Genomic DNA, 19,895 nt, shown 5'->3' with positions numbered 1-19,895 from the left:
GAAAGGGGTGAGTAGGCATTGTTTTAGGCGGACTCGGCAGGTCGACCCCGGCCGAGTGGGTCGAGGTTGCGCGGCGCTTGCCCTGCCGCCATGCTTTGCCAATCAAGGACTTGTCGCATCAGCACGGATTGGCCGACACAAATGATCGCTGGTGGTGCGAGCTCTGCTTTGGCGATGTCGTCTACGATTGTGCCAAGCGTTGTTTCCAGCACCTGTTGGTCTTCTGTTGTGGCCGTTGTGACGACGGCTACCGGTTCATGCGGACTGCGGCCCGCATCCATTAGTTGTCCTGCAATTTGGGCGATGTGTTTCATGCCCATATAGATCACGATGACTTGGCTGCCTTTTGAAATGCTGACCCAGTCAAGCGAGCTTGGCGTGTTGCCTGATTGGTCATGCCCTGTCACGAATGTGACCGATTGATTGACGTCACGGTGGGTCACGGGGATGCCCGCATAAGCCAGCCCGCCGATACCAGCCGATATGCCGGGGATGATCCTTATGGGTATGCCATGTTGGACCAGCGTTTGGGCCTCTTCACCGCCGCGTCCAAAGACGAAGGGATCGCCACCCTTGAGCCTGAGCACACGCTTTCCCGCGCGCGCCAGATCAACCAACCGCAAAGAAATATCGCGTTGCTTGGCGGACGGTTTGCCGCCGCGTTTGCCTGCGTAGATGTGTTCGGCCTGCGGCGCCCAAGTCAGGATGTGTTCCTGCACCAGCGCGTCATAAATCACCACATCCGCCTGCCGCAGTGCATTGACCGCATGCAGTGTCAGTAACCCCGGATCGCCCGGACCGGCCCCACACAGCCAGACCCAGCCGGGTTCCAGCACGGGCCATGAATGGGCGGGAAGGGGGATGTCTGTCGTCATAGTTGCTTTATGCCGCTGAACGCTCGATTTGGAAAGGTGACAAACGACCTCGTATTGTTGATTGCCGTCATGCGCGCGCCTGCCTATCGTCACGCTAATGAAGGATAAGGCCAAGACAGAACTGCGCCGGGGTTGGACCACGGGGGCGTGCGCGACAGCGGCGACAAAAGCGGCGTTGATGCGGCTGTGGGGTGGGGCGTTTCCGCATGAGGTCGGGATTACCTTGCCCAAGGGTGAAACCCCTGTTTTTCCACTTGCCCTGGCTGAGGCCGGTCAGGACTGGGCGCGTGTCGGGATCACCAAGGACGCGGGTGACGATCCTGATGTGACCCATGGGGCTTTGATCGTTGTGACTGTTTCCGCCTCTCCGGACGGTATTGTGTTTGCCGCAGGTGATGGTGTTGGCACTGTCACCAAAGCCGGCCTGCCGATTGGAGTGGGCGAACCTGCAATCAATCCGGTGCCGCGGCGGATGATGACAGAGGTGGTCACGGAAATGGCTGCGCAGTTTGGTCAAACACCTGCTGTGACAATCGAAGTGTCCGTGCCCGGCGGCCAAGAGCTTGCCTTGAAGACCTGGAATCCGCGGCTGGGGATCGAAGGCGGTTTGTCGATCCTCGGCACAACGGGGGTTGTCCGGCCCTTTAGTTGTGCGGCATGGATTGCCTCTATTCATCGTGGGATTGATGTGGCGCGTGCGGCAGGTCTGAGCCATGTTGCCGGATGCACCGGTGCCACATCCGAGGCTGCGGTGCAGGCGCTTTATGATCTGCCGGACCACGCGATGCTGGATATGGGCGATTTTGCGGGCGGCATGTTGAAGTACCTGATGACCCATCCTGTGGGGCGCGTGACGATTGGCGGCGGGATCGGCAAGATCACCAAGCTTGCACAAGGCGCGATTGATCTGCACTCGGGGCGCAGTCAGGTGGATTTTGCGGACCTCGCGCAGAGGGTCAACGATCCGCGCGTGGCGCAAGCCAATACCGCGTTAGAGGCGTACCAGATTGCCGGACCGCCGCTGGCAGCGACCTTAGCGCAAGCCGCATTGGCGCAGGTGCAAAGCCGCTTTGCGTCACCGCAGATAACCTTCGATATCATCATCATTGATCGCAAAGGTGCGATCATCGCGAGGGCGGGCGGGTGACGCTGTTGCTGCTGGGGGGCACGGGCGAGGCCCGTCAGATTGCGGCGCATTTGCGCGGGACCGATGCTGTCATTTCATTGGCCGGTGCCACACGAAATCCTGAAACGCAGCCGTTGCCCACCCGGGTTGGCGGGTTTGGCGGGGCTGATGGCTTTGAGCGTTATCTACAGGACGCCGGGATCACGGCTGTTCTGGATGCGACACACCCGTTTGCTCACAAGATTACCGAACGCACCGCACGGATTTGCCGGTCCCTGAAGGTTCCATATGTGCAATTCCTGCGGCCCGCGTGGGTGGCTGAACCCGGGGACAACTGGACCCAAATTCTAGATGAGACAGAGGCCGCCCATCATATACCGACAAATGCGGTGGTCTTTCTTGGCACTGGCCGGCAGACCCTGGGCCGCTTTGCCAATCTGGTCGGGCGCGAAGTGATTTGTCGCCAAATCGACCCGCCGACCGATGATTTTCCCTTTGCGGGTGGTCGGTTTCTTGTGGGGCGCCCGCCGTTTTCAGTCGAAGACGAAGTGGCGTTGTTTCGACAGCTTGGTGTGGACTGTCTGGTGGTCAAGAACGCCGGAGGGGCGCCAAGTCGGACCAAGCTGACCGCAGCGCGTCAGCTGGGTATTCCGGTATTGATGATAAAGCGGCCCGCACAAGGGGATTGGCCTGTCGTAGACACAGTTGAGGCGGCGTTGGATTGGGTGCGTGCCCTGTGAAAGAGCGTGTGATTATTGGGGACGCATGTGTCGCTGAAGGTGCCGTTTGGTTGTGTCAGTCTGAGCCCCGCTTTGCACAGGCCATGAAAGGGTTACCGCCACTCCCGTTGCGTTTGAAGCCCGATGGTTTTGCAGAACTGTTAAGCGCCATTGTCAGCCAGCAGGTCAGCGTGGCCTCGGCCAATGCGATCTGGGGGCGGTTGCAGGCGGCGGGCATGACCGATCCGGCAAATGTTGCGACCGCCAGTGATGATGCGCTGCGTGATCTGGGGCTGAGCCGGCAAAAGGCACGCTATGCCCATGCGCTTGCGGCTGCCGGGATTGACTACGAGGGGTTGCGGGGATTGCCCGCGACGCAGGTGATCAAGGAACTGACCGCCGTGCAGGGGATCGGCGCTTGGACGGCTGAGATTTACGCGATGTTTTCACTGGGCCGGGCGGATGTCTTTGCGCCGGGTGATTTGGCGTTGCAGGAAACGGCCAAGCTGATCTTTGATCTGCCCGAACGCCCCAAAGAAAAAGAGCTGCGCGCGATGGCCGAAGACTGGTCGCCGTGGCGATCGGTTGCGGCCCGGATCATGTGGGCCTACTACAAGCAGCACAAACAACGGGAAGGCATCAGATGACACGAGCTTTGGACGCCGAGCGGCGCGAACCGGTATCGGGTGAGATACGATCCTGCGTGATATTTCTACATGGATATGGGGCGAATGCTGCCGACTTGATCAGTCTCGCCGATCCGTTGGGTGAACATATGCCTGATACGCTGTTCATCTCGCCTGATGCGCCGGAGGAATGCGCGGGCGCGCCAATGGGCCGCCAATGGTTTCCGATCCCGTGGATTGACGGGTCCAGCGAAGAGGAAAGCAAGCTTGGGCTGGAACGCGCGGCTGCTGATCTGGATGCGTTTCTGGATGGGATTATGGTCGATGAGGATTTGCTGCCGGAACAAGTGATGGTGCTTGGATTTTCGCAAGGCACGATGATGGCGCTGCATGTGGTGCCGCGGCGCGAAGATCCGATCGCAGGTATTGTCGCCTTTTCCGGGCGTCTGCTAGAGCCTGAATTGCTGGCCGAAGAAACCCAAAGCCGCCCGCCGGTTTTGCTGATCCACGGTGACGCGGATGATGTCGTGCCGCCACAGTCCTTGCCTGCCGCTGCGGAAGCTTTGCAAGATGCAGGTTGGAAAGAGGTCTATGCTCATATAATGAAGGGTACCGGCCACGGCATTGCGCCAGACGGCCTTTCCGTTGCCCTGGCGTTCATGCGCGATAGATTGGGGCTCAGCTAATCGGAGGGTAGATTGTTGTCTTCTGTTAAGTGTTCCTTACAATTTGCATGTGTTAATCGACCCGAGGGCGGTCGGTGCTTTCAGTCAATGCAGGTTGCATAATGCATAGCCCTATTGTTTCACTTTTGGGCCCAAAGAACCGGCTAGGCTGGGCCATCCGTTATGCCATTTTGGCACTGGGTGTTATCGGCACAGTTTTCGCGCATGATGTGTTGCAGGATAACGCCTTTCACGGTGTCACACGCGACTACATTGGTGCCATGGTGATGATTGGCCTGCCGCTTTATGCGGTGGTGACCGGGATTATGGCCGATATGGGCCGGTTGCGGGTGCAATTGATCGAAGCCAGCGAAACCGATCAGATGACTGGACTTTTGCAACGGCTGCCATTTATCAAACGGACCGAGCGTAAGCTGCAGCAAACCGGCGTCTTGATGATGCTGGACATCGACGGGTTAGGGCAGATCAACGCCAAACACGACCATCACGCTGGTGATCTATGTTTGATGGCGTTGGCTATCCGGCTACGCGAAGTAACGCGCGCGACCGATGTCGTCGGCCGTATCGACGGGGCGACAATTGCCGTCTACCTGCCGGGGACCACGCTTGATGCCGGGCGCAGCGTGGCAGAGCGTTTGGCGCAGGGTATTCAGGTCACAACGGGAACCACGCGTTTTGAGGTGACCGTGTCCGTTGGTGTGGCCATGGCGGATGGGCAAACTGCACTTGCCGTCCTAATGCAACAGGCCGAGGCCGCACTTTTGCGCGCCAAGGCACGAGGGCGTGCGCAAGTGATGATGTCCGATGGGAAGTTAGCGGCGTAAAGCCTGCGCGATTTTTCGACTTTTTGCCGCATATTCTGGGGGTTGTCACATTTCTGACGCGATATATAGTCTTCGTTAAGAAGAATGCGGGACTGCCGCTTTGACTGCTCCCGCACAGCCTATCTGGGGTGTGACTAATGACGCAGACGGAATTCAGAACTGACTTTGTGCGCGCGCCTGGTGCGCTCAAACACTATCCGGCGTTGGTGCTGAATGCGGACTACCGCCCACTGTCATATTATCCATTGTCACTGTGGCCCTGGCAGGAAGCGGTCAAGGCCGCTTGGCTCGACCGTGTTGATATCGTCAGCGAATACGATGAGGTCGTGCGCAGCCCGTCGACAGTGATCAAAATCCCTTCCGTGGTTGTACTGAAAGACTATGTGAGGCCACAAAAGATGGTGGCTTTTACCCGCTTTAACCTGTTTTTGCGGGATGAATTCTGTTGCCAATACTGTGGCGCGCGTGGCGATCTGACGTTTGACCATGTTGTGCCACGTGCCAGCGGCGGGATCACCAGCTGGGAAAATGTTGTGGCGGCCTGTTCGCCTTGTAACCTGCGCAAGGGGGCGCGGTCGCTCAAACAATGCGGGATGAGCTTGCAAAAGCCGCCGCGCAGGCCGGTGCCAGAGCAGTTGCATAACGTCGGCAGGAAATTTCCACCAAACCACCTGCATGATAGCTGGCTGGATTTCCTTTACTGGGATGCTGAACTCGAAGCCTAGACTTAGACGCCGCGTCAGGGTAGTGAGTTTTCGTTAGCGCTAACGCTCATATCCATAGGGGAGTTTGCTTATGGTCTCTCGCGTCATTCCGGTCGAAGAGTTCGATCTTGTGATTTTTGGCGGCACCGGCGATTTGGCCCGGCGCAAAATTCTGCCCGGCTTGTTTCGGCGCTTCCTGTCGGGGCAAATGCCTGCCGGGTCGCGGATTATTGGCGCAGCACGCTCGGAAATGGACGCTGACGGTTACCGCGCGATGATCGCGGATGCCGTGGCTGAGTTTGGCGGTGAAGAAGCGCGTAGTACGAAAGGCTTACGGGCCTTTCTTCAACAGCTTGAATATGTCGCCATTGACGCGAAGGGCGAAGGCGGATGGGCCGCACTTGCCAAGATCGTGCGCCAGGACGTTGTGCAAGCCTTCTACTTTTCGGTGGCCCCGTCGCTTTTTGGTGATCTGGCCGAGCGGCTACACACCAATATGATTGCCAACAAGAAAAGCCGGATTGTGGTTGAAAAGCCCTTTGGTCGCGATCTGGAAAGCGCGCGCGCGTTGAACGAAACACTGGCGGCCCACTTCGACGAAAGTCAGATTTACCGGATTGATCACTATCTGGGCAAAGAGACGGTTCAAAACCTGATGGCTGTCCGTTTCGGGAACGTCCTGTTCGAACCACTTTGGAACAACCATTACGTCGACCACATCCAGATCACAGTGGCTGAAACGGTCGGCGTCGGTGGACGCGGCGCGTATTATGACAAATCCGGTGCGATGCGCGACATGGTGCAAAACCACCTCATGCAGCTTTTGTGCCTGATCGCGATGGAACCCCCAGGCCAGTTTGAATCTGATGCCGTGCGTGACGAAAAACTAAAAGTAATCAATGCATTACAGCCCATTGATCATCATCATATTGTCCGTGGTCAGTATGACGCTGGGCCGGACGGCCCCAGCTACCGTGAAGACGCGGAAAACCCGCGCAGCTTTACCGAAAGCTTTATCGCGATGCGCTGCCATATCGCCAATTGGCGATGGGCTGGTGTGCCGTTTTATCTGCGCACAGGCAAGCGGATGAAGGCGCGGTCTTCCGAGATTGCCGTTGTTTTTAAGGATCTCGGGCATACGATTTTCGAAGGCGACGAGGCGCGCCATCGCAACATTCTGTCGATCCGCTTGCAGCCGAACGAAGGCATGGATTTGCAGGTGACGATCAAAGAGCCGGGACCGGGCGGGATGCGCCTGATTGATGTGCCTTTGGACATGACCTTTGCCGAAGCTTTGGGCGACGATGCAGAAGACGTCACAGATGCCTATGAGCGCCTGATCATGGATGTGATCCGGGGGAACCAGACGCTCTTTATGCGCGGGGACGAGGTCGAGGCCGCTTGGGCATGGACCGATCCGTTGATCCATAGTTGGGAGGCGCGCAATGATGTACCCAAGCACTATGATGCAGGATCAGCCGGGCCAGAAGATGCGATGATGCTGCTGCACCGTGATGGGCGCAAATGGCGCGAGATCAAAGGCTGAACTGCGTAGCAGAGATAAAGGACCGGTAAAATGAAGATCGTTGATTATCCAGACGCTGAAATGATGATGATGGATTTGGCGGACACGCTGGCCAGCGAGCTTAAGAATTGCCTGCTGGTCCATGAGCATGCTTCTTTTGCGGTACCCGGTGGAACAACGCCGGGGCCGATCTTTGACAGTCTCTGCGCTGTTGATCTGGATTGGTCCCGTGTGCATGTGATGCTGACCGATGAACGCTGGGTTCCTGAAACCTCTGAACGGTCCAACACCCGTCTGCTGCGCGAACGTTTGTTGATCGACCGCGCGGCGGCAGCACCCTACGTACCGCTTTACGCCGATGCGCAGACACCCGAAGAAAAACTGTCCGATCTGGCGGCCGCGCTTGAGCCGGAATTGCCGATTTCAGTGATGTTGCTGGGAATGGGGACAGATATGCACACCGCCTCTATTTTCCCCGGGGCGGATCAGTTGGATCACGCCTTGCATGGCGACGACAATCTTGTGGCCATGCGTGCCCCCGGCGCACCTGAGCCGCGTATCACATTGTCTGCGAAGGTCCTAAAATCAGCGATGAGCCGTCATTTGGTTATCGTTGGCGGTGAAAAGCGCGAGGCGTTGGAAAAGGCCCGTCACTTACCACCTGAACAGGCACCGGTCGCGGCGATCCTGAACGGCACCATCGTTCATTGGGCGGAGCGTTAGGTCATGTGGCAGAAGTTGCGGGATCATCATGCGCGTGTAGCTGATCGTCGGTTTGAAACACTTGTGGACGTGGACCGCGCGGCTGACTTTGTTGCGCAAACCGGCGATGTGCGTCTGGATTATGCCAAGACGAATATCGACACCGAAGGTCGTGCCCTACTGATTGATCTGCTTGAGGAAGCGGGCGTTGCGGCCAAACGTGACGCGATGTTTGCGGGCGAGCCGATCAATGAAACCGAGGGGCGCGCTGTGCTGCACACGGCCTTGCGCAATCTGGATGGTGATCCTGTTCTGGTGGATGGCGTTGATGTGATGCCGGGTGTGTTGGACACGCTGTCGCGGATGGAACGCTTTGCCGATGATGTGCGTTTGGGCGATTTCGCAGGGCAGGGTGGCAAGATCACCGATGTGGTGAACATTGGGATAGGGGGCTCTGATCTGGGTCCAGCGATGGCGGTGCAGGCGCTGGCCCCGTATCACGACGGACCGCGCTGCCATTTTGTCAGCAATGTTGATCCGGCCGATATTGCGGGCGTGCTGCGCAGTTGCGACCCCACGACGACGCTTGTGATCGTGGCGTCTAAGACGTTCACCACGATTGAAACCATGACCAATGCGCGCACGGCGCAAGCGTGGATACGCCAAAGCGTGACCGACACCGGTGCGCAATTTGCGGCCCTTTCGACAGCAGAAGACAAAACCGCCGCCTTTGGTATCGACCCGTCACGTGTCTTTGGTTTTGAGGATTGGGTTGGTGGCCGTTACTCAATATGGGGGCCGATTGGCCTGTCGCTGATGATCGCGATTGGACCGGAGGCGTTCCGCGCTTTCCTGCGCGGGGCGCAATCCATGGACCGGCATTTTCGGGCGGCAGAGTGGCAGTATAACCTGCCTGCGATGCTGGCTTTGGTGGGCATTTGGCATAACCAGATTTGCGGTCATGCGACGCGTGCTGTGCTACCTTATGATAACCTTCTCAGTCGTTTACCGGCCTATCTTCAACAGTTGGAGATGGAAAGTAACGGCAAGGGCGTCAGCATGGATGGCGCAGATCTGGACGTGCCCAGTGGCCCTGTTGTCTGGGGGGAGCCTGGGACAAACGGTCAGCATGCATTCTATCAACTGATCCACCAAGGCACCCGCGTCATCCCATGCGAATTTCTGGTGGCTGCGCGTGGTCATGAGGATGATCTGCATCATCAGCACCAGCTGCTTGTTGCAAACTGTCTGGCGCAGTCAGAGGCGCTGATGCGCGGTCGTGATCTGAGCGAGGCGCGCAGTAAGGTCGCCGATAAGTTTGACGGCAAGGAGTTGGAGCGTCAGGCCCGTCACCGCGTTTTCACAGGCAATCGCCCGTCAGTGACCATTGTCTATCCGCAAATGACACCCGAGGTGCTGGGCCAGATCGTCGCCCTTTATGAACACCGTGTCTTTGTTGAGGGTGCAATCTTGGGCATCAACTCCTTTGACCAATGGGGTGTGGAACTGGGCAAGGAACTTGCCACGGCCTTGCAGCCGGTTGTGGAAGGCAAGGAAAGCGCCGACAGCAAAGATGGCTCAACTGCCGCACTTGTTGATTTTTTGCAAAATCATGGGGTGTCTTAGACAGCGGGCTTTGCCATAAGCGGGCGGAAACGCACGAAGGACGACGCAATGACCGTTGAAATGATACCGCTGGCCGTGGCTGCTGTCATAGTTTTGGCGATGCTGCTTGAGATCAAGACAGGACGTATCCCGAACTGGCTAACGATCTTGCCGTTTGTCTTGTTTGCGGTGCTTTTGTTCGTGAGCGAAGATCGAACGCCGCTTTACTGGCAGATCGGACTTGCCACGGGTGTGTTTGTCTTTGGGCTCATCATGTTTGCAATCGGGGGTTCTGGCGCGGGTGCGGTGAAACTGATGACAGGGGTCGCGTTGTTCGTTCCGTTTTCGAAAGCGGGCTATGCGGCGATCATATTTTTTCTGGTATTCTTCATCAGTTCGTTCATTTTTGTCCAAATCCGCAAGGCGTTTGGGTCGGAAAACAGCTCATGGCACCTGATGGCAAATGCCGTTCTACCCTTGAGCTTTTCCATCGGGGTGGCCGGGCTAACGGGCATGTTCTGGCTGTAATATGTTCTGGAGCGGGTAACGGGAATCGAACCCGTAACTGAAGCTTGGGAAGCTTTCGTGATACCTTTTCACCATACCCGCGCGTCCGATGTGGATACGCCGCGTCCCAACGTTCGTCAACGGTGCAAATAGAGCCTTGGATCAAAGCACCGTGCGCACTCGCCACAACTCGGGGAAAAGCTCGACCGCAAGCATGCGGCGCAGATAATCCACACCGCCAGTGCCGCCGGTGCCGCGCTTGAAACCGATCACACGTTCGACCGTGGTGACGTGGTTGAAACGCCAGCGGCGGAAGTAGTCTTCGATGTCCACAAGTGTCTCGGCCAGTTCGTAAAAGGACCAATACTTCTGCGGGTCGCGGTAGATTTGTTCCCAAACATGTACGAGGTCATCATCGCAAACGTGCGGGCGAGAGATGTCGCGATCCAGAACGAATGAGGGCACGGGCAGCCCGCCCCGCGCCAGCGCCCGCAATGCAACATCGTAAAGCGTGGGGCGGGCCAGTTCAGATGTCAGCTTTGCCGTGATGTCGGGGCGATGTGCATGCGGCTGCAAAAGCGCGGTGTTTCGGTTGCCGAGGCTGAATTCGATCAGCCGGTACTGCCATGACTGGAACCCGGAAGACTGACCTAATTCATCGCGGAATGCGGTGTAATCGCTTGGGGTCATTGTGCGCAGGACATCCCATGCGTTGTTGAGTTGCTCGAATATCCGCGCTACCCGCGCCAGCATCTTGAACGCCGGTTGAAGCGCATCCTGGCTGATGGCGTCGCGTGCGGCGTTGATCTCATGAAGCGCCAGTGTCATCCAGAGTTCCGAGGTCTGGTGCTGTATGATGAAAAGTAATTCATCATGGGTATCGGTCAGCGGTTTTTGCGCGCCAAGCACCAGATCAAGTTGCAGATAGTCGGTATATGACATGCGCCCGTCAAAGTGCATTTGCGCGCCCTCGCGGGCCGGATCGTAGGGGGCATCATCGGATGTCACGGTCGGGCCCCTGTGCGCCGCCGCCTGCGTGTCCCATCGCCGCCGCCGGTGTTGTGATTGACCTTCGGGATTGTGACGATGCTTTCGAGGATCGGGAAGGGTTCGACCGCGTTGGGGATGTTGGAGGCGTTCACGAAATGCTCTTGGAACCGTGGTTCAATCGCGGTTTCGATTTTATGGATGTTGTGCACCGTCTCTTCGATTTCGCGCCGCGCGTCGGTATTCAGCAGCGCAATCCGCGCGCCTGTGCCTGCCGCGTTGCCTGCGCTGGTCACCTTGTCCAGCGGTGCGTCAGGGATCATGCCCAGCACCATCGCGTGTTTGGGGCTGATATGTGCGCCGAAGGCCCCGGCCAGCACGATACGGTCCACTTTGTCGACGCCGAACTTATCCATCAGAAGGCGCGCCCCGGAATAGAGTGCCGCCTTGGCCATCTGGATTTGCCGGATATCCGTGTTCGTCACGGTGATCTTGGGGCCGCCGTTTTCCGTGCCATCATAAAGCTGGTAGGAATTCGTGCGCCCATCTTGAAAGCAGTTGGGCGATCCGGTTTGTTCGGCTGATCCGATCAGGCCGGGACCATCAACGATACCGGCCATACGCATTTCGGCGATGACTTCGATAATGCCAGAGCCGCAGATACCTGTGATGCCGGTTTGCGCGATGGCGGCGTCGAAACCTTCTTCGTCGGACCAGAGTTCGGAGCCGATCACTTGAAAGCGCGGCAGTTTGGTGACCGGGTCGATTTCGACGTGTTCAATCGCACCCGGTGCCGCACGCTGGCCGCTAGTGATTTGTGCACCCTCGAATGCCGGGCCCGTGGGAGACGAGCAGGCGAGCACTTTTTCCTTGTTGCCCAACAGGATTTCCGCGTTGGTTCCGACATCGACCACCAGCACGAGGTCTTCGGATTTATCTGGTGCTTCCGAGAGGGCAACCGCCGCTGCATCCGCGCCGACGTGTCCGGCGATGCAGGGCAGAAGGTAGACACGGGATGCGGGATGCAGGTTGAGGTCCAGCTCGGATGCACGCAGCGAGATGGCCTCGGATGTGGCCAGCGCGAAGGGTGCCTGACCCAACTCATAGGCGTCGATCCCTAGGAACAGGTGGTGCATGACCGGGTTGCAGACAAAGACTGCGTCTACGATCAGGTTGCGATCAATCTCGGCTTCGGATGCGATTTGAACGAAAAGCGCGTTCATACCTTCGCGTACCGCTTTGGTCATCTCAACGGACCCTGTGGGGTTCATCATACCGTAACTCACGCGGCTCATCAGGTCTTCGCCAAAACGGATTTGCGGGTTCATAATGCCGGAAGAGGCGACAACTTCGCCCGATTGCAGATCGCACAGGTGCGCCGCGATGGTGGTGGAGCCGAGGTCGACGGCGAGGCCGTAAAGCGTGCCTTCATAAAAACCCGGCCAGATGTGGATGATACGCGGGCTAAAGACGGCATCGCCCAAATGCACAGCGACAGTGACTTTCCATTCGCCTTTGCGCAGGGCACTTTGCATGGTTTTTAACACGCCAAGATCGGCCTCAAGTTCAGGCAGGTCCCAATCGCGGCGCAGGGCTGCGACCAGCCGTTCCAGATCGCCTGATGGGTCATGCATATCAGGTTCGGCCACTTCGACGTAGTAAAGCTTGGTCGAGGGGTTCATCACGATATCGCGCGCCTCGGCCCGTTTGCGCACGACCTGTTTGTGCACCTGGCTTTCGGCGGGCACGTCGATGACGATATCGCTTTGAATAGTGGCTTGGCAGCCAAGGCGGCGGCCTTCTTTCAGGCCGCGTTTTTCGTCATAACGCGCCTCGACGCTGTTCCATTCGGACAGCGCCGTGTCGGCGACCGTTACGCCATGTTTGGAAAACTCGCCATAGGACGGCGTGATCTGGCATTTGGAACAGATGCCACGCCCACCGCAGACGCTGTCCAGATCAACGCCCAATTGCCGGGCGGCTGTCAGGACAGGTGTGCCAACAGGGAAGGTGCCGCGTTTCCCGGACGGAGTGAAAATGACGAGAGGATCGTTGGACATGATGCGCGCCTGTTTTGTCTTGCCATGAATGTATCTTTTGCGCGGCTAATAGAAAGGCCCGTATCCGTCATAATAACTATGAGCAGCGGCATGTTATTGCAGGATTTCTGATCCCATCAGCCACACGGACAAAGGTATCGGCAAGGTGGCCAGAACGATTGTGAGAATGACAAAGCGCGTTTGGAACAAACGGCTCAGCCCGCCTGCCATCATAATACCTCCACCACCCCCCAGTGCGATGTTTCCGGGCAGGTTGATTGCGATGGCCAATGTCACATAGCGGTAGTTGCACAAAATCGCGGCCAGCCAGTGTGGCAGACGATTGTGCATCGCATCTAAACGGTCATTGCGCGGTGTTTTGTCAATGTTTTCCAGCAGCCGCCCGATCCGAAACAGGCGCAGGTCCTCACAAAGCTGGATAAGCCGCGACATCGGCGCGTATTGCCCAACGCAAAAGGCCAAAAGCAACCCGGCAATCGTGGCGACATAGACCATCGGTGCCGCAGTCGCACCTTCAACCACCAAGATGGCGATGCCGATTTCGACCCCCGGTATAAACGGGATGGCAAGCAGGATCGCGTAGCCCACCATGACAGTGATGATCAGTCCGGTCATTGCCCGAGCGGCTGCATCGGTTTCGAACAGCGCGATCTTGGCCATCAGCAGATCAATGCCCAGCTTTGCCAGATAAACCAGCCCCAAAATCAGCGTCAGCCTGATCGCGATGCGTATAAAGCGGCCTGTCTTGCTGTGTTGGTGATGTATCTCATGCGCCATGGGGCACTTTGGGCGCATTCCTGCCCACTCACAAGTCTGGTTTCACGCCAATTTGCCCTTTCGGTCATCACATTTCCATGCGATAGCGACGTGCCAACGATACCACCCAAGGAGACTGGTTGATGGACATTCGCGAGGCACTCACTTTTGATGATGTTTTACTGGTGCCGGGGGCATCCAGCGTGCTGCCGTCGACCGCAGATACAAGCACCCGTGTGACGAAATCCATCTCGATGAACATCCCGCTATTATCCAGCGCGATGGACACCGTGACCGAAGGCCGCATGGCGATTGCCATGGCCCAAGCGGGCGGCATTGGTGTGGTGCACAAGAACCTCAATATCGAAGAGCAAGCCAAGGAAATTCGCCGGGTGAAGCGGTTTGTGTCCGGCACCGTCTACAACCCGGTGACCTTGCGCCCCGATCAGACCTTGGCAGACGCCAAGGCGCTGATGGAGCGCTACCGCATTACCGGTTTTCCCGTGGTGAGTCCCGAAGGCAAGGTTGTGGGCATCGTCACCAACCGCGATATGCGCTTTGCCCAAGATGACAAAACACCCGTCAGTGTGATGATGACCACAGATAACCTTGCCATGCTGCGCGAGCCTGCGGATTTGGACGAGGCGCGGTCATTGATGCAGGCACGTCGCATTGAAAAGCTGTTGATCACGGATGGGCAGGGCAAGTTGACAGGTCTGCTGACGCTCAAAGACAGTGAGCAAGCGGTGCTGAACCCGATGGCGTGCAAGGATGCTTTGGGGCGTTTGCGTGTCGCCGCCGCCTCTGGCGTCGGTGATGCCGGGTTTGAACGGTATCAGGCGTTGGTCGATGCCGGTGTCGATATGATTGTCATTGATACAGCACACGGCCATTCCGAAGGCGTGGCGCAGGCTGTGGAGCGAGCCAAGAAGTTATCCAACGAAGTCCAGATTGTTGCAGGCAACATCGCCACCGGCGAGGCCGCGAAGGCGCTGATTGGCGCGGGCGCTGATGCGGTGAAGGTGGGTATCGGGCCGGGATCAATTTGTACCACGCGCATGGTGGCTGGCGTTGGTGTACCGCAGCTGACGGCCATTATGGATTGTGCGGCTGGTGCAGGCGATGTGCCGGTGATCGCCGATGGTGGTATCAAATTCTCGGGTGATTTCGCCAAGGCAATTGCGGCGGGCGCCTCTTGCGCGATGGTGGGCTCGATGATTGCGGGCACGGATGAAAGCCCCGGCGAGGTGATCCTGTATCAGGGTCGCTCTTTCAAGTCCTACCGCGGTATGGGCAGCCTTGGGGCGATGGCCAGTGGTTCGGCTGATCGCTATTTCCAGAAAGAAGCGGCCAGCGATAAGCTGGTACCAGAGGGGATCGAAGGGCAGGTGCCCTACAAGGGGTCTGCCCACGCGGTCGTGCACCAGTTGGTTGGCGGTCTGCGCGCAGCGATGGGTTACACCGGTTGTGCGACCGTTGATGAGATGCGCAAGAACTGCACCTTCGTGAAGATCACTGGCGCGGGTCTGAAAGAAAGCCATGTCCATGATGTGCAGATCACCCGTGAAAGCCCGAACTACCGGGTTGGCTAGACGATGACCCCTGGCGCGCGTGTCGCAGCCGCAATTGCGGTGCTTGATCAGATCAATGCGGGCACACCCGCCGAGCAGGCGCTGACAGCTTGGGCACGGGGCAGTCGCTATGCAGGGTCCAAGGATCGGGCGGCGGTGCGTGATCATGTCTTTGATGTGCTGCGTGCGAAGCGGTCTTTGGGCGATGGCGCGGGACGCAACCTGATGCAGCGGCTGGCAGTGCGGGATAGCTTGGATGTCGCGGCGCTGTTTTCGGGCGAAGGCCATGCACCAGCCGCATTGACAGCGGCCGAGCAAACAGCACTTGAGACGCCATTGCAGCTTTGGAATGCGGCACGCTGTGATGTGCCTGAGTGGCTTTGGCCCGCGTGGCAAAACAGTCTAGGTGATCAGGCCATGCCTGCGGCTTTGGCGCAGCAAGAGCGTGCTGATGTGTTTTTGCGGGTGAACACGCGGCGCGGCAGCCCTGCAAAGGCAGCTCAGGCATTGGCCGCCGATGGTGTGACCGTCATAGACCATGAAAGCGTTCCGGGATGTTTGCGGGTGCTCGCCAACCCCAGACGTGTCAAAACAACCGCCGCCTATCTGGATGGTTTGATTGAGCTGCAAGATGCGTCGTCGCAATGGGCCGTACAGGAAACGCCCGTTCTTGATGGCGCGCGCGTGCTGGATTTTTGTGCAGGTGGTGGAGGTAAGGCGCTGGCGTTTGCGGATCGCTACGACGCGGACGTATCCGCCCATGACATCGCTCCGCAGCGGATGCGCGATTTGCCCGGACGTGCTGCGCGGGCAGGTGTGGATATCGCGATTGTTCATACCGATGATTTGCCCTCACAGGACAAATGGGATGTCGTGTTTTGCGATGCACCCTGCAGCGGCAGTGGCACATGGCGCCGTACGCCAGATGCCAAGTGGCGTTTGACGCCGGACCGGCTTTCGGGATTGATGCAAACACAGCGCGACGTTTTGGAAAACGCGTCGGGTTTGGTGGCGCCAGGTGGGGTGCTGGTCTATGCGACCTGCTCGGTTCTGGCGGATGAGAATGCAGATACAGTTGCGGCGTTTTGCAATGTGCATCCCCGGTGGCAGGTGACGCAGCAAAACCAACGCCTGCCAGACGGCGATGGAGACGGCTTTTTCCACTGCGTCCTTATGCACCAATAATACAACCTAGAAGTGCAACGCTATTGCGGCTATCAGGGTTAAGGGTTCCTTAATCGTTTTACGATTTTGAAGGGGGTGGCGTAGTGTGAGGTGTGTTGTTTGCCGTTTGATCAATCGTATGAGATGCGCACAGTAACTGTAGCGTCCGGTATACCCCCTGCGCCACATCTGTTCTTGGCGGGTCTTGTCTGCGTGGGTATCGCTGTTGCGGTGCCCGTAACGCCGTTACGCTATGCGTTTGGCATTTGCGGCGGCATATTAATCTGCCTGGCGGGTTTGATTGGTGTTGCAAAACAAGTGTCGCGACGGACCGGCAAAACCCTGCGCCAAACCGCCCGCCGCATGATTGCGCATGACCTGAGCATCGGTTTTGTGACCGATGGTGACGGCAAGGTTACCTTTGCGAATGCGCCTGCCGTGGATCAGTTCGGGGACACCCAAGACACTTCGCTTGCGGATGTTTTCGGGATGATGCTCGCAAATCCCCAAACGATCCTGTCGCAGCTTATCGCGCAAGCAGGCCCCGAGGGTGCGCAAACCGAAGATATCGTCACGCGCGGTGGTCATTTCCGGCTGCGTTTGCTGATCATGCGCGAGGATTGCCAGCTTTGGTGGCTGGATGACCTGACAGCGGCCGGCCAGCGCGGTGATACACACCTCAAACAGCCCGTATTTCCGATGCTTACGGTTGATCCGGATGGGCACATCACCCGGATGAACGACGGCTTTCGTAGGCTGGTAGGTACATCCTTGCAAAACATCGAAGATGTTTTTGCTGAATTGCCTTTGCGGTCAGGTCAGGTGCATGGGTTGCGCGGCCTGCAAGGACGCATGGATACGATGGTGGCCATTATCGAAGGCAAGGATGATACCCGCGACATTTATCTGCTGCCCGGTGTGATTCCAGCTCAAAAGCCGCCGCAACTTGAGGCGGGATGGGATGCACTTGAGGATTTGCCGGTGCCTTTGCTGAAAATTGCAAAGGATGGCGCGCTGTTGGGGTCCAACCGCGAAGCGCGACAATTGTTGAATGTCACATCAACCGAAGGGCGAAGCCTATCTGATTTGCTGCGTGATCCGGGCCGCCCGATCAATGACTGGCTGACAGAAGCGTTGACGGACTATGGCGCGCATGTGTCGCAGTTCTTGCATGGGCGCGGTGCAACGCAGGACACGGTTGTGCAGGTGACATTGAACACCGCAGGCACGGCAGATGATCAGCATTTGATCGGTGTTTTGAACGATGTGACTGAGCTTAAAACGCTTGAAGCGAAATTTGTGCAAAGCCAGAAAATGCAGGCGATTGGTCAGCTTGCGGGCGGTGTGGCCCATGACTTCAACAATCTGCTCACGGCGATTTCGGGGCATTGTGAGCTTTTGTTGTGCAACAATGATGAGCATGATCAAAACTATGGTGATCTGATCCAGATCCATCAAAACACGAACCGCGCGGCCAGTCTTGTTGGCCAGCTTCTGGCGTTTTCGCGCAAGCAGAACCTGCAACCCGAAACGATTGACCTGCGCGATACGCTATCGGATTTGACCCATCTTCTGAACCGTTTGGTGGGCGAAAAAGTGTCGCTGACGCTGGACCATGATGCGAAACTGGCGCGCATTCAGGCCGACAAACGCCAACTTGAACAGGTCTTGATGAACCTTGTGGTGAATGCCCGCGATGCGATGGATGGATCAGGTGCAATTCAAGTGGTCACTGAGAATGTGAAACTTGATACGGCACTTCACCGTGACCGGGCAACGGTGCCCGCGGGCGACTATGTTTTGGTCAAGGTCATTGATGAAGGCAAAGGTATCGCGCCCGACAAAATTGGCAAGATATTCGAGCCGTTCTTTACCACCAAACGCATCGGGGAGGGGACCGGCTTGGGCCTTTCGACCGCTTATGGCATCGTGAAACAAACCGGCGGCTATATCTTTGTCGATACCGAAGTCGGCAATGGCGCGACTTTCTCACTTTATTTCCCAAGCCATATGAACAAGAGCGAAGACAAGCGAATGCCCGAAGTTCCAACAGCCCAACCTGTAAAAACCAGTGCTGATGGCGTTGTTTTGTTGGTTGAGGATGAAGCGCCGGTGCGGGCCTTTGCGTCGCGCGCGCTGCGCTTGCGGGGTTATACGGTTTTAGAAGCGGACTGCGCAGAAGCAGCACTTGAGATGCTTGAGGACAATGATCTGCATGTGGATATTTTTGTCACCGATGTGATTATGCCGGGGCTTGATGGTCCAACTTGGGTGCGTAAGGCATTGAAAAAGCGACCAGATACAAAAGTGGTGTTTGTCTCGGGTTATCCTGAAGACGCCTTTGATGATGGTGAGCCTGAGATACTGGGTGCAGTGTTTTTGCCCAAGCCCTTTTCATTGCAGTCTTTGACGGAAACAGTGCAGAATCAATTACTTACAGCGACAAAAACGGCCTAAATCATAGTTCTAACGCTGCATCTCAGGCGTTTGCGCCCAATGCGACCAGATGCGCGGCTGAGCCTGTGAGTGCTGCATAGTCATCTTCGATCACATGCACTGCAAAATTGCTCATGAATCCGGCGAAGCGCCCTTTGTCGCGGAAGGCATCACCAAAGCCGAACTGAGTCAGATGCGGTGCAAATGCGCGCGCGACGCCCCCAACAAGGTAGAGCCCACCAAAAGGCAGTTGGATCAGCGACAGATTACCGCAAACGGTGCCCAGAATCCGGGTGAACAGTCGTGCGGCTTCAACCGCCCGAGCGTCTGACCCGTCGGCACAGGCGGTCATGATATCCTTTGCGGAACATTCGCGCGGGTCGTCGGCTTCCTGCCCCAAAAACGCATAAACCCGTTCCAGACCACGGCCCGACAAAACATCTTCAACGGCTGGAAATCCATGCGCGGTGGAAACGAATTGGCACAGCCGCAGCTCCATTTCGTTGCGGATGGGCAGGTTGGCGTGCCCACTTTCCGATGGGGTGACGATCCGCCCGTGTGGCAAATCAAAAACCGGTGCTGCGTTAAATCCGGTGCCAATGCCCACGACCAGCTTCGCCGCATTGGGGTTATCGGCTGGTCCGGGCAGGATGTTGCGAATGTTGCCCGCATCAATATGCCCCAAAGCATGCCCTTGCGCTTGCAAGTCATTGAGAATGGCAACAGTTTCCGCCCTCGTCGCCCGTGCCAGCGTGTCTTTGTCGATGGCCCAGTCCAGATTGGTCATTGTGGCTCGGCCATCGCGCACGGGGCCCGCCACTGCAACGCAGGCTGCAATCGGGTCAACGCCGCTTTCGTCGTCGATATAGCGCCGCAACACCGACTCGAGCCCCGGAAACTCAGTATTGCGATAGCGTCTGATTGTCCCCTCAACGATGGCACGCCCGTCGGCCAAAGCCACACGTGTATTGGTGCCACCGATGTCGGCGACCAGAGAATAGGTGTCTTTGGGGTGTGCCATT

General features: G+C 57.5%; 18 protein-coding genes and 1 tRNA gene. 13 read left to right on the top strand and 6 right to left on the bottom strand.

The features are described 5' to 3' along the window. Positions 1-23: 23 nt before the first annotated feature. Complete coding sequence (cobA, locus tag MWU60_RS03800) at positions 24-875, bottom strand: uroporphyrinogen-III C-methyltransferase (protein ID WP_247225715.1); 852 nt, start codon at positions 873-875, stop codon at positions 24-26. Between the two features lie 97 nt (positions 876-972). On the opposite strand from cobA, the gene MWU60_RS03795 reads away from it, so the two are divergent. The 10 genes from MWU60_RS03795 to MWU60_RS03750 all read left to right on the top strand — a co-directional run bounded on the left by MWU60_RS03795 (position 973) and on the right by MWU60_RS03750 (position 9,920). Then, positions 973-2,022, top strand: coding sequence for a cobalt-precorrin-5B (C(1))-methyltransferase (locus MWU60_RS03795; RefSeq protein WP_247225714.1), 1,050 nt, complete (start codon positions 973-975; stop codon positions 2,020-2,022). Further along, positions 2,019-2,741: a cobalt-precorrin-6A reductase gene (locus tag MWU60_RS03790; protein ID WP_247225713.1), complete on the top strand. Its 723-nt coding sequence runs from the start codon at positions 2,019-2,021 to the stop codon at positions 2,739-2,741. The genes MWU60_RS03795 and MWU60_RS03790 overlap by 4 nt, the downstream gene beginning before the upstream one ends. Beyond that, positions 2,738-3,367 (top strand): DNA-3-methyladenine glycosylase 2 family protein, encoded by a 630-nt coding sequence (locus MWU60_RS03785; RefSeq protein WP_247225712.1) that lies wholly within the window; start codon positions 2,738-2,740, stop codon positions 3,365-3,367. Before MWU60_RS03790 ends, MWU60_RS03785 begins: the two co-directional genes overlap by 4 nt. Next, the gene (locus tag MWU60_RS03780; RefSeq protein ID WP_247225711.1) at positions 3,364-4,032 is read left to right on the top strand and encodes a prolyl oligopeptidase family serine peptidase; all 669 of its coding nucleotides are present in this window, start codon (positions 3,364-3,366) and stop codon (positions 4,030-4,032) included. The genes MWU60_RS03785 and MWU60_RS03780 overlap by 4 nt, the downstream gene beginning before the upstream one ends. Before the next feature lie 101 nt (positions 4,033-4,133). Then, positions 4,134-4,856, top strand: a complete 723-nt coding sequence (locus tag MWU60_RS03775; RefSeq protein ID WP_247225710.1) for a GGDEF domain-containing protein — start codon at positions 4,134-4,136, stop codon at positions 4,854-4,856. A 137-nt stretch (positions 4,857-4,993) separates the two neighbouring features. Next, the gene (locus MWU60_RS03770; protein WP_247225709.1) at positions 4,994-5,581 is read left to right on the top strand and encodes an HNH endonuclease; all 588 of its coding nucleotides are present in this window, start codon (positions 4,994-4,996) and stop codon (positions 5,579-5,581) included. A gap of 70 nt (positions 5,582-5,651) precedes the next feature. After that, positions 5,652-7,106, top strand: coding sequence for a glucose-6-phosphate dehydrogenase (zwf, locus tag MWU60_RS03765; RefSeq protein ID WP_247225708.1), 1,455 nt, complete (start codon positions 5,652-5,654; stop codon positions 7,104-7,106). Between the two features lie 30 nt (positions 7,107-7,136). Continuing rightward, positions 7,137-7,808 (top strand): 6-phosphogluconolactonase, encoded by a 672-nt coding sequence (gene pgl, locus MWU60_RS03760; protein WP_247225707.1) that lies wholly within the window; start codon positions 7,137-7,139, stop codon positions 7,806-7,808. Between the two features lie 3 nt (positions 7,809-7,811). After that, positions 7,812-9,413, top strand: a complete 1,602-nt coding sequence (pgi, locus tag MWU60_RS03755; RefSeq protein WP_247225706.1) for a glucose-6-phosphate isomerase — start codon at positions 7,812-7,814, stop codon at positions 9,411-9,413. Positions 9,414-9,461: 48 nt separating this feature from the next. Next, complete coding sequence (locus MWU60_RS03750) at positions 9,462-9,920, top strand: prepilin peptidase (RefSeq protein ID WP_247225705.1); 459 nt, start codon at positions 9,462-9,464, stop codon at positions 9,918-9,920. A gap of 7 nt (positions 9,921-9,927) precedes the next feature. Here the strand turns inward: MWU60_RS03750 and MWU60_RS03745 are convergent. From MWU60_RS03745 to MWU60_RS03730, 4 genes are all read right to left on the bottom strand, one after another. Then, positions 9,928-10,001 (bottom strand) — tRNA-Gly (locus tag MWU60_RS03745). Between the two features lie 60 nt (positions 10,002-10,061). Next, the gene (gene kynA / locus MWU60_RS03740; RefSeq protein ID WP_247226170.1) at positions 10,062-10,859 is read right to left on the bottom strand and encodes a tryptophan 2,3-dioxygenase; all 798 of its coding nucleotides are present in this window, start codon (positions 10,857-10,859) and stop codon (positions 10,062-10,064) included. Positions 10,860-10,903: 44 nt separating this feature from the next. Continuing rightward, positions 10,904-12,946 (bottom strand): ASKHA domain-containing protein, encoded by a 2,043-nt coding sequence (locus MWU60_RS03735; protein WP_247225704.1) that lies wholly within the window; start codon positions 12,944-12,946, stop codon positions 10,904-10,906. A 93-nt stretch (positions 12,947-13,039) separates the two neighbouring features. Then, on the bottom strand, positions 13,040-13,723 hold the full coding sequence (locus MWU60_RS03730; protein WP_247225703.1) for a hypothetical protein: 684 nt from the start codon (positions 13,721-13,723) through the stop codon (positions 13,040-13,042). A 122-nt stretch (positions 13,724-13,845) separates the two neighbouring features. Here MWU60_RS03730 and guaB point away from each other — a divergent pair, with 122 nt between their 5' ends. The 3 genes from guaB (at position 13,846) to MWU60_RS03715 (ending at position 18,894) form a co-directional block, all read left to right on the top strand. Next, positions 13,846-15,294 carry an IMP dehydrogenase gene (gene guaB / locus MWU60_RS03725; RefSeq protein ID WP_247225702.1) on the top strand — a complete coding sequence of 483 codons (1,449 nt, stop codon included), beginning with the start codon at positions 13,846-13,848 and terminating at the stop codon, positions 15,292-15,294. Positions 15,295-15,297: 3 nt separating this feature from the next. After that, positions 15,298-16,458 carry an RsmB/NOP family class I SAM-dependent RNA methyltransferase gene (locus MWU60_RS03720; RefSeq protein WP_247225701.1) on the top strand — a complete coding sequence of 387 codons (1,161 nt, stop codon included), beginning with the start codon at positions 15,298-15,300 and terminating at the stop codon, positions 16,456-16,458. Positions 16,459-16,650: 192 nt separating this feature from the next. Further along, positions 16,651-18,894: an ATP-binding protein gene (locus MWU60_RS03715; protein ID WP_247225700.1), complete on the top strand. Its 2,244-nt coding sequence runs from the start codon at positions 16,651-16,653 to the stop codon at positions 18,892-18,894. A gap of 22 nt (positions 18,895-18,916) precedes the next feature. Here MWU60_RS03715 and MWU60_RS03710 read toward each other — a convergent pair whose 3' ends face one another. Then, on the bottom strand, positions 18,917-19,894 hold the full coding sequence (locus MWU60_RS03710) for a glucokinase (RefSeq protein ID WP_247225699.1): 978 nt from the start codon (positions 19,892-19,894) through the stop codon (positions 18,917-18,919). Position 19,895: the final 1 nt, after the last annotated feature.

The organism is Yoonia sp. F2084L, from assembly GCF_023015625.1.
In the GTDB taxonomy this organism is placed as follows: Bacteria; Pseudomonadota; Alphaproteobacteria; order Rhodobacterales; family Rhodobacteraceae; genus Yoonia.
This window is presented reverse-complemented; position numbering and strand designations above follow the sequence as displayed.

Coding starts and splice junctions, on each gene's coding strand:
- guaB (WP_247225702.1), top strand. CDS start 13,846: ATGGACATTCGCGAGGCACTCACTTTTGATGATGTTTTACTGGTGCCG.
- kynA (WP_247226170.1), bottom strand. CDS start 10,859: ATGCACTTTGACGGGCGCATGTCATATACCGACTATCTGCAACTTGAT.
- MWU60_RS03730 (WP_247225703.1), bottom strand. CDS start 13,723: ATGGCGCATGAGATACATCACCAACACAGCAAGACAGGCCGCTTTATA.
- MWU60_RS03780 (WP_247225711.1), top strand. CDS start 3,364: ATGACACGAGCTTTGGACGCCGAGCGGCGCGAACCGGTATCGGGTGAG.
- MWU60_RS03770 (WP_247225709.1), top strand. CDS start 4,994: ATGACGCAGACGGAATTCAGAACTGACTTTGTGCGCGCGCCTGGTGCG.
- pgl (WP_247225707.1), top strand. CDS start 7,137: ATGAAGATCGTTGATTATCCAGACGCTGAAATGATGATGATGGATTTG.
- MWU60_RS03750 (WP_247225705.1), top strand. CDS start 9,462: ATGACCGTTGAAATGATACCGCTGGCCGTGGCTGCTGTCATAGTTTTG.
- MWU60_RS03735 (WP_247225704.1), bottom strand. CDS start 12,946: ATGTCCAACGATCCTCTCGTCATTTTCACTCCGTCCGGGAAACGCGGC.
- MWU60_RS03795 (WP_247225714.1), top strand. CDS start 973: ATGAAGGATAAGGCCAAGACAGAACTGCGCCGGGGTTGGACCACGGGG.
- pgi (WP_247225706.1), top strand. CDS start 7,812: ATGTGGCAGAAGTTGCGGGATCATCATGCGCGTGTAGCTGATCGTCGG.
- cobA (WP_247225715.1), bottom strand. CDS start 875: ATGACGACAGACATCCCCCTTCCCGCCCATTCATGGCCCGTGCTGGAA.
- zwf (WP_247225708.1), top strand. CDS start 5,652: ATGGTCTCTCGCGTCATTCCGGTCGAAGAGTTCGATCTTGTGATTTTT.
- MWU60_RS03720 (WP_247225701.1), top strand. CDS start 15,298: ATGACCCCTGGCGCGCGTGTCGCAGCCGCAATTGCGGTGCTTGATCAG.
- MWU60_RS03710 (WP_247225699.1), bottom strand. CDS start 19,894: ATGGCACACCCCAAAGACACCTATTCTCTGGTCGCCGACATCGGTGGC.
- MWU60_RS03775 (WP_247225710.1), top strand. CDS start 4,134: ATGCATAGCCCTATTGTTTCACTTTTGGGCCCAAAGAACCGGCTAGGC.